The 7,839-nt window shown below is 66.2% G+C and carries 6 protein-coding genes; 3 read left to right on the forward strand and 3 right to left on the reverse strand.

All coding sequences use genetic code 11. From position 1 onward, the window contains the following. Positions 1–164: 164 nt before the first annotated feature. The 3 genes from O3932_RS10200 to O3932_RS10210 form a co-directional block, all read right to left on the reverse strand. Entirely contained in the window at positions 165–1,310 is a 1,146-nt protein-coding gene (locus tag O3932_RS10200) for an alpha/beta hydrolase (protein WP_371538240.1), read from the reverse strand. An 84-nt stretch (positions 1,311–1,394) separates the two neighbouring features. Further along, complete coding sequence (locus O3932_RS10205; protein ID WP_009649139.1) at positions 1,395–2,552, reverse strand: homoserine O-acetyltransferase; 1,158 nt, start codon at positions 2,550–2,552, stop codon at positions 1,395–1,397. 93 nt (positions 2,553–2,645) lie between these two features. Then, positions 2,646–3,971 (reverse strand): O-acetylhomoserine aminocarboxypropyltransferase/cysteine synthase family protein, encoded by a 1,326-nt coding sequence (locus O3932_RS10210; RefSeq protein ID WP_371538243.1) that lies wholly within the window; start codon positions 3,969–3,971, stop codon positions 2,646–2,648. 482 nt (positions 3,972–4,453) lie between these two features. Here O3932_RS10210 and O3932_RS10215 point away from each other — a divergent pair, with 482 nt between their 5' ends. The 3 genes from O3932_RS10215 to O3932_RS10225 all read left to right on the forward strand — a co-directional run bounded on the left by O3932_RS10215 (position 4,454) and on the right by O3932_RS10225 (position 7,586). Next, positions 4,454–5,869 (forward strand): C40 family peptidase, encoded by a 1,416-nt coding sequence (locus tag O3932_RS10215; RefSeq protein WP_314736325.1) that lies wholly within the window; start codon positions 4,454–4,456, stop codon positions 5,867–5,869. 259 nt (positions 5,870–6,128) lie between these two features. Then, entirely contained in the window at positions 6,129–6,851 is a 723-nt protein-coding gene (locus tag O3932_RS10220) for a hypothetical protein (RefSeq protein ID WP_371538246.1), read from the forward strand. A 27-nt stretch (positions 6,852–6,878) separates the two neighbouring features. Beyond that, on the forward strand, positions 6,879–7,586 hold the full coding sequence (locus tag O3932_RS10225) for a hypothetical protein (RefSeq protein ID WP_371538248.1): 708 nt from the start codon (positions 6,879–6,881) through the stop codon (positions 7,584–7,586). Positions 7,587–7,839: the final 253 nt, after the last annotated feature.

Consider the following 7,839-nt stretch of genomic DNA (forward strand, 5'->3'; position numbering starts at 1 on the left):
CGCGCCGACTGCCGGGGGAGGCTCGGGATCATCTGATCCCGAGCCTCCCCCTCGTTGTGTGCAGCAACACCGCTTCTGTAACCCCCGCGCCGACCCGCCGCTCAGCCACGGCCTCGTCCACCCGGCCACGGCCTCGTTGTGCGTGGGCGACGGGTGCCCGAGCGCTAGTCGACGAACGCCTCGAGCCAGCCGCGCATCGTGGCGTACACGGCCTCGCGCACGGGCGCGTCCGACAGGACTAGGTCATGCTTGCCGGGGAAACGCGCGATCGTCACCAGGTCGGACAGGCCGAGGCTGCGCTGCGCGATCACGACCGGATCCAGCACGGTATCGGAGGTGAAGGCGCGCTCGCACCACGCCTCGTCGAAATATGCAGACGTGGACACCATCGACAGGACCGGGCATTCCAAGTGCACGTCCTTCTCGACCGTCTCGTGCCCCGCCATGATCGCTTCCAGCCACGAGGCGGGCACCGGGTAGGACTCGGGGCGCTTCCACTCGTGGGCGATGGGCCACCCGACAATCGACGGATCCTCAGGCGAGAGCCCCTCGGGGATCGGCAGGTCCGAGGAGGCGCGCCCCGCGAGCGAACGCCCGTAGTGGCCCGCGCCTCCCGTGGCGACCTCCCACATGGGGCTGCGCGCCGCGATACGCCCGATGACGGGGGCCATCGCCCCGCGCCAGGACGCCATCGACTGCATCTCTAGCCACGCCGAGTTCAGGATCAGACCGGCCAACACGCCCGGGTGGCGGTGCGCCCACAGGGTCGCAACCAGACCGCCCGTCGAGTGCCCCATGAGGACGAGCGGCTCGTCGTCGCGCTCGGAACGGATCAGCTCGATGGCCTCGCCGATCTCCTCGTCGTACACCGACAGGTCGTCCGCGTATCCGATGGTCTGGTGGGGACGCAGAGAACGCCCGTACTTGCGCATGTCGAGCGCGTAGAACGCGGCACCCGCCTCCCGCAGACGATCCGCCATCTCCGTCTGGAAGAAGTAATCGTTGCGCCCGTGCAGGTACAGGACCGTCACGTGGGTGCTCTCGGGCGGGGTCGCGCGCACGAGGGTCGCGACGCAGGGCCCCTCCGCGTCGTCGAGCAGCTCAATCGTGCGCGATTCGTAGCCCTCACCCAGGATATCGGCACGCCACTGAAGCCCGGGAGGGCCAGCCTCGCCCCAGGGGGCCATCACGTCGTGCTCGGGGAACCCCTCCAGAGACGAGGCCTCGGCATCCACCCCGGACAGGTTGGGCAGGCCGCTCGTGTCCGGTATCTGCTCGCCATCGGGCGTGGGATTGCTGGTAACGCTCATGGGGTCAGCATAACGCGCGAGGCCACCCCGGCCTCGTCGATGAGGAGGCGGAAAAAGGGTGGGCTCGCGGAGAAAGAGCGCCGATCAGGCGAAGGAGGACGCGCGCGAGGGGATGCGCTCGTTGAGGAACTCGTTGAGGAGGGACGTGAGCTGGTCGTGCTCGATGAGGAATCCGTCGTGGCCGTGATCCGAGTGAATTTCGCGGTAGAACGCGCCGGGAATGCCCGACGCCATCTGCCAGACCTGCTCCGGGAAAAACAGGCGATCCGAATCCACCGCGACGACAAGCGTGCGGGCGGTGACAGCCTTGAGGGCCTGTGCGACGCCGCCACGGTCGCGACCCACGTCGTGAGAGAGCATCGTACGACACAGCGTCACGTACGAGCCGGCGTCGAAGCGGCGCACGATCTTCTCGCCGTGGTAGTCCAGGTAGGACTCGACCGCCAGGCGACCGCCATGCAGGGGGTCTTCGTCGTTCTGAGGGATGCGACCGAAGCGCTCGTCCAGCTCGGAGGGGGAGCGGTAGGTCGTGTGCGCGATCTGGCGGGCGAGCGCAAGACCCGCGGTGGGGCCGGGACCCGCGTAGTAGTCTCCGCCACGCCACGCCGGATCCAGCTGGATCGCGCGGATCTGCGTGTGCGTCCACGCCGCCTGATCGGCCGTCGTCTGCGCGCCTGAGGCTACGACGACGAGGCGGCGCACGCGCTGCGGATAGGTGACCGCCCACTCGATGGCGCGCTGGCCGCCCAAGGAGGCGCCGATGACGATGTCCCACGTTGTGATGCCGAGCAGGTCGGACAGGAGGGCCTCGGCGCGGACCTGATCACGCGTAGAGATCACGGGGAATCGCGAACCCCAGGGCGCGCCGTCCGGCGCCAGCGAAGCCGGGCCGGTCGAGCCCTGACAACCACCCAGCACATTCGCAGCCACCACAAAGTAGCGTTCGGTGTCGATGATGCGTCCCGGACCCACGATCTGATCCCACCAGCCGGGGGTCGGCTGGCCGGGTGCCGCGTCGCCGTACACGTGGGCGTCGCCGGTGAGCGCGTGCAGGATCAAGACGGCGTTCGAGCCGGTGTCATTCAGGGTGCCCCACGTCTCGTAGGCCAGGGTCACGCTGGGCAAGATCGAGCCATTTTCGAGGCGCTGGGCACCCAGGTTGGCGAACTGGCGGAACGCGACCGGGTCGCCTTCACGCCACGCGCCGGAGGTGGGAGCGGGGGGCAGATTATGGCGGCTCATGGGGCCTTCTTTCGCGGGGGCGGAGGGGAGGGGAGAACAGTGGCGGCCTCGGAGCCTCAGGAGTGTGTATCCCCGAGGCCGCCGACGGGTCTGTTAGGCTGTGGCCGCGCGGGCCGCGTCGAAGCCGAGCTGCAGGTCGGCCAGGATGTCCTTGATGTTCTCCAGGCCGATCGACAGGCGCACCGTGCCGGGCGCGACGCCGGCCTTGGCCAGCTCCTCCTCGGTCAGCTGCGAGTGCGTCGTCGAGGCCGGGTGGATGACGAGGGACTTCGCGTCGCCGATGTTGGCAACCACTGGCAGGAGCTTCACGCCGTCCGCGAAAGCCCGGCCGGCCTCGTACCCGCCCTTAATGACGAAAGAGAGCAGGCCGCCCGTGCCCAGCGGCGCGTACTTCTTGCCCAGCTCGTAGTAGGGGGAGGACTCCAGGCCCGCGTAGTTGACGGACTCGACGTCCGGGTGTGCCTCCAGGAAGTGGGCGACCGCCAGCGCGTTGGAGACGTGGCGCTCGACGCGCAGCGACAGGGTCTCGATGCCCTGCGAAATGAGGAACGCGTTGAAGGGGGAGGTGACGGCGCCGAGGTCGCGGTTGATGAGCGTCTGGATGCGCAGCAGGAACGCCAGGTTCGCGCCCAGCGCGCCGCCCACGCCCAGGTCGCGGGCGTAGACGAGGCCGTGGTAGGACTCGTCCGGCGTGTTGTAGAGGGGGAAGCGCTCGGGCTGGGAGGCGAAGTCGAAGTTGCCCGAGTCGACGATCGCACCTGCGATCGACGTGCCGTGGCCGCCCAGGTACTTGGTGGCCGAGTGAACGACGATGTCGGCGCCCCACTCGATCGGGCGCACCAGGTAGGGGGTGGCGACCGTGTTGTCGACGATGAGGGGCACGCCGACCTCGTGGGCGACCTTTGCGATCGGCTCAATGTCGAGGATGTCGCCCTGTGGGTTGGGGATGGTCTCGCCGTAGAAGGCGACCGTCTTGTCGTCGGCGAGCGCGCGCCAGGCCTCGGGGTCGAGCGGGTTGGGGACGAAGCGTGCCTCGATGCCCAGGCGTCCCAGCGTGTTCTTCAGCAGGGTGACGCTGCCGCCGTACAGGGAGGGGGAGGCGACCACGTTGTTGCCGGCGACTGCCAGGGCAAGGATCGACAGGGCGGTCGCGGACTGACCGGAGGAGACGAGGAGGCCGCCGACGCCTCCCTCGAGGGCCGCGATGCGGGCGGCGACACCGTCGGTCGTCGGGTTGGTCAGGCGCGTGTAGATGGGACCCAGCTCCTGCAGTGCGAAGCGGCTCGCTGCTTGCGCAGTGTCCTCGAAAGCGTAGGAGGAGGTCTGGTAGATGGGCAGGGCGGTCGCGCCGGTGGCGGGATCAAGGTCGTATCCGGCGTGAATCTGCTTGGTTTCGAAGGACCAGTCGTTGGCGGTCATTGTGCGGCTCCTGGGGTCGGGGGTGGGTCGTCTCTGATTCCCCTCCGGCGGGCCGCAGATGCGGTGAAGTGAATATGCGTCAATGCGCGTCCCGCTGTCGGGGGACTGCGCGGCAGTCGCTGGTGCTGACGCGCAGTCAGCGGCACATTCGACGGTTCATGGTTCCCATTCTTTGTCATGGACGAGGCTATGGCGCGTTGGTCCCGGATGGTGGACTTTTGTAACCGGGTTGGCTGGCATTCAAGAAGGAGTTATAAATGTGAGAGGGAGTACATGAGTGGTGCTCTCGGGGTAGGTTGTTCAGTGATTGCGGGGTAATTTGGTGCTGGTGCTGGTGCTGGTGTTGCCAATGTTGCGATTGGTGTATACGTGAACTGTGTGGAGTTTGGTGTGTTTGTTGCCAAGCGTGATGAAAGTGGATAGGCTTCTTTTCAGTACTCGCCTACGGGCGCCCACCCACGCATGTACGAGATGAGACGACGATGAGACAACGCGGAACAATCCGCACGGCCCTGACGGTCTTTGCCGCCAGCGCTCTGCTGATCTTGCCGCAGATGGCACAAGCGGCTCCCTCCGAGGAGGAAATAGCAGCCGCCAAGGCGGCCGAAGAAGCCGCTTCGATGAGTGTCGCCGAGATTGAGGTCAAACTGGCCGAAGTCAACGCGACTGCAGCCACTGCGACCCAGAATGCGCAGATTGCCGGCGAAGACCTCAACGAAGCCCAGATCGCGCTGAACGCGGCAACCGCGACAGCTAACAAGGCCTCAGCCGACGCCGACGCTGCCGAAGCTGCGTTCCAGGAGGGCAAGCAGCAGATCGCCTCCGTCGCCCAAGCCACCTACCGTAACGGCGGTGGGTCCCTCGACGCCATCGCCCCCTACCTGGACGCCGACGGCCTGCGTGGCGTCGAAACCAAAAAGGTCGGCATCAACTCCTTCTCCTCGTCCGCCGAGGCGAAGATGCAGAACGTCGCCGCCCTCGAACAAGTCGCCAAGGTTACCCGCGACGCAGCAAACACCGCGCTCGATAACCAGAAGAAGGCCACCGACGAGGTTCAGGCTCGCACCGATGCCGCCAACAAGGCCGCTACCGACGCGCAGACTCAGGCCAACATCGTTGCCGCCCAGCGCGACGCCTACGTCAAGGAGCTGGCCACCAAGCAGAACACCACCGTCGACCTGATCAACCAGCGAGAGGCCAGCCTCGCCGCTGAACGCACTGCCGCCGAACGTGCTGCCGCCGAGCAGGCCTCCGCAGCCGTCGCCGCCGCCGACAGCCAGCGCCGCGCCGACACCCCTGCTCCCGCGGCCGATGCAACTCCCGAGGCCCCTGCCTCGTCCCCGGCCCCCGACGCGTCGGCTGCACCCGCTGAGGAAGCGCCCGCTCCCACACCCGCTGAAGAAGCGCCCGCCCCCGCACCCGCTGAAGAAGCGCCCGCCCCTGCGCCCGCTGAGGAGGAGCCCGCGCCCGCGCCCGCGTACGAAGAACCCGTGTATGAGGAGCCTGACGACGAGGAACCCAGCTACTCCTACGGCGGCGCGTCCACTGCGATTGCCACGGCCATGACCTACCTGGGTGTGCCCTACGTGTGGGGTGGCGAATCCTACGGCGGCGTCGACTGCTCCGGCCTGACGATGCTCGCATGGGAGAGTGCCGGCGTGGACCTGCCACACCTCTCGCGCGCGCAGTACGGCTACGGCACGCACGTGTCCCTCGGTGACATGGAGGCGGGCGACCTGATCTTCTGGTCCTCCGATGGCACCCAGTCCGGCATCTACCACGTCGCCCTGTACCTGGGCGACGGCGAGATGATCGAGGCTCCCACCTTCGGTGTGCCCGTGCGCGTGACCGGCGTGTATAGCTGGGGTTCACTCATGCCTTACGCCGTGAGGCTCTGATCCTACTCGTTGCGGGGGCCGCGCAGACTGAGTCTGCGCGGCCCCCCGTTTTGCATGGTGATGTGAGTGTTGCCATGGCTGCCGTGGTCGTGCGTATTGTCGGGTGCTTGTGTGAGCTGATGGTCTTGTCGGCTGATTGTTGCGTCTGAGGGGTCCTGGGCTGCGTGGGCGTCGGGGGTTACGTGGGGGCGGGCACCCGGGGTGCGGGTACCTGCGCCGCGCGGGGCGACCCTGCGGCGGCCTCGACTAGCATGGACGCATGCAGAACTCAACGACCGTTACTGATCCTCGGAAGGACTCGCGCGCGAGCGGCGAGAGCACCCCCAGGGTCCTCGATAACTCGGCGAAGCGCTTCATGCGTTTCGTCCTGGGGTTGATGGCGCTTGGTGTGTACTGGCTGATCTGGACCTCCAACTGGCGGGAGGCGTGGGGTGACTGGTCGATGCGAGGCAAGATCGGGGCGGCAGTCCTGCCCGTCGGCTTCGTGCTTATCTGGCTGCCGATCATGTGGGCGGCGTTGCGTTGGGCGATCCGCGATCTCATCAGAGTTCGGCGTTTGCCCACGCGGGGAAAGCATGCGAAGAAGCCGCGGCCACGGCTTGCCATCATTTGTTTCCTGATATCCGCCGGTATCCTTGTCGGCGTCGTGTATCCGTCGTGGAATCAACACCTGACGCTCGCCCAGGACCTGTGGGAGGGGCCTGTGCGCCACGAGCGTGTGGCGTGCGAGGCCTTCAATGATGGGAACGGCAGCGTCTCACCGAAGAGCAGGTCCTGGAAGTACCTCCAGTTCAGGCTGGTCGGGGATGACGGTTATTCGCAGAGCTTCCGCTTCAAGCGCGTGGATCTCGATAAAGAAACCGACCGTCAGGGCAGCCCGTTCAATACCATCCTGGGCGCGTGCGAGTCACCGGAGATGCGCATGAGTGTGTCCGTTTATCCGCGTACGGGCGTCATTTCCGAGGCCCGGGCGAGCAAGTAGCCAGAAACTCGGGGATACGATGCGGGCATGAGTGTCGATGTTCCACAGCCGCCGACCTCTCCGCCGCCGAGCGCGTCCGCGCCGAAGGGCTGGAAGCCGAAAGGATGCGGAACTGAGGCTGCGTGGGCTGTCTTGATGACCGTGGTCGTCGTAGCTTACGTCTGTGTGTGGGTGCTCGCGTGGAAGCAAGACCTCGGCGCGGTTGCGCTTGACGGGCGGGTTCGTTTCATGTGGGTCCCGATCATCTTCCTGATCGGCTGGGTTCCCCTGTTTCTACGTTCACTCGAGTGGCCCGTGGCCTTCATCCGCGAGTGTCGCCTAGCGACGATGGACCGATACACGTCGCTTCTCCTGGCCGTTGTCAGTGTTCCGGCGCTCATCGTCGTCCTAATCATCGGCTTTGTGTCGTATCGTTCCTACTCCTACGTAGCCCCCGCGCTAGCGGATCAGCGCCAAGGACCTGTGCGCTACGAGGCGGTGACTTGCGACGGTGTTTCGCGTGCGGTTGAGCGCACTAACGATGAGTCGCCGGACAAAGAGTACGCATACATGACGGTGACGAGTCCCGACGGTCTGCACCTGGATGTGCGCGTTAGTTCGGTCATGCTGGAGCGTCGACTGGGGGAGGGAGATGAACCGTACGTCGGTCTCATGAAGCTGTGCGAGGCACCGGGCACGTTCGTGAGCGCCGCGGTCTACCCGCGCACGCAGATTCTGGCTTCCCTTGGGCGATGATCTCCTCCGTGCGGTAGCTCGTCTCGGAGGTGGCGAGGCCGCGTCGGCTATTGGTGTTGAGGACACTACGTGTTGCTGGTGTAGTGACTTGTCGACTTGCTGGTGTGGGAAAGTCACGGTTACAGGTGGTTGTGCATGCCTCGCTTATGTAAATACTGAAGCATCGTGGGCGTGTGCGGCTACCCCATGATTTGTGACGGATCATCCGCGCGCGACAACGACTTGGACTCCAACGCGTCCCGCACGTGAACCC

The organism is Pauljensenia sp. 20925_1_25, assembly GCF_041433955.1.
GTDB lineage: Bacteria > Actinomycetota > Actinomycetes > Actinomycetales > Actinomycetaceae > Pauljensenia.

Excerpts from the sequence above, each read along its gene's own strand:
- O3932_RS10200 (WP_371538240.1), bottom strand. The coding sequence starts at position 1,310 with ATGAGCGTTACCAGCAATCCCACGCCCGATGGCGAGCAGATACCGGAC.
- O3932_RS10205 (WP_009649139.1), bottom strand. The coding sequence starts at position 2,552 with ATGAGCCGCCATAATCTGCCCCCCGCTCCCACCTCCGGCGCGTGGCGT.
- O3932_RS10210 (WP_371538243.1), bottom strand. The coding sequence starts at position 3,971 with ATGACCGCCAACGACTGGTCCTTCGAAACCAAGCAGATTCACGCCGGA.
- O3932_RS10215 (WP_314736325.1), top strand. The coding sequence starts at position 4,454 with ATGAGACAACGCGGAACAATCCGCACGGCCCTGACGGTCTTTGCCGCC.
- O3932_RS10220 (WP_371538246.1), top strand. The coding sequence starts at position 6,129 with ATGCAGAACTCAACGACCGTTACTGATCCTCGGAAGGACTCGCGCGCG.
- O3932_RS10225 (WP_371538248.1), top strand. The coding sequence starts at position 6,879 with ATGAGTGTCGATGTTCCACAGCCGCCGACCTCTCCGCCGCCGAGCGCG.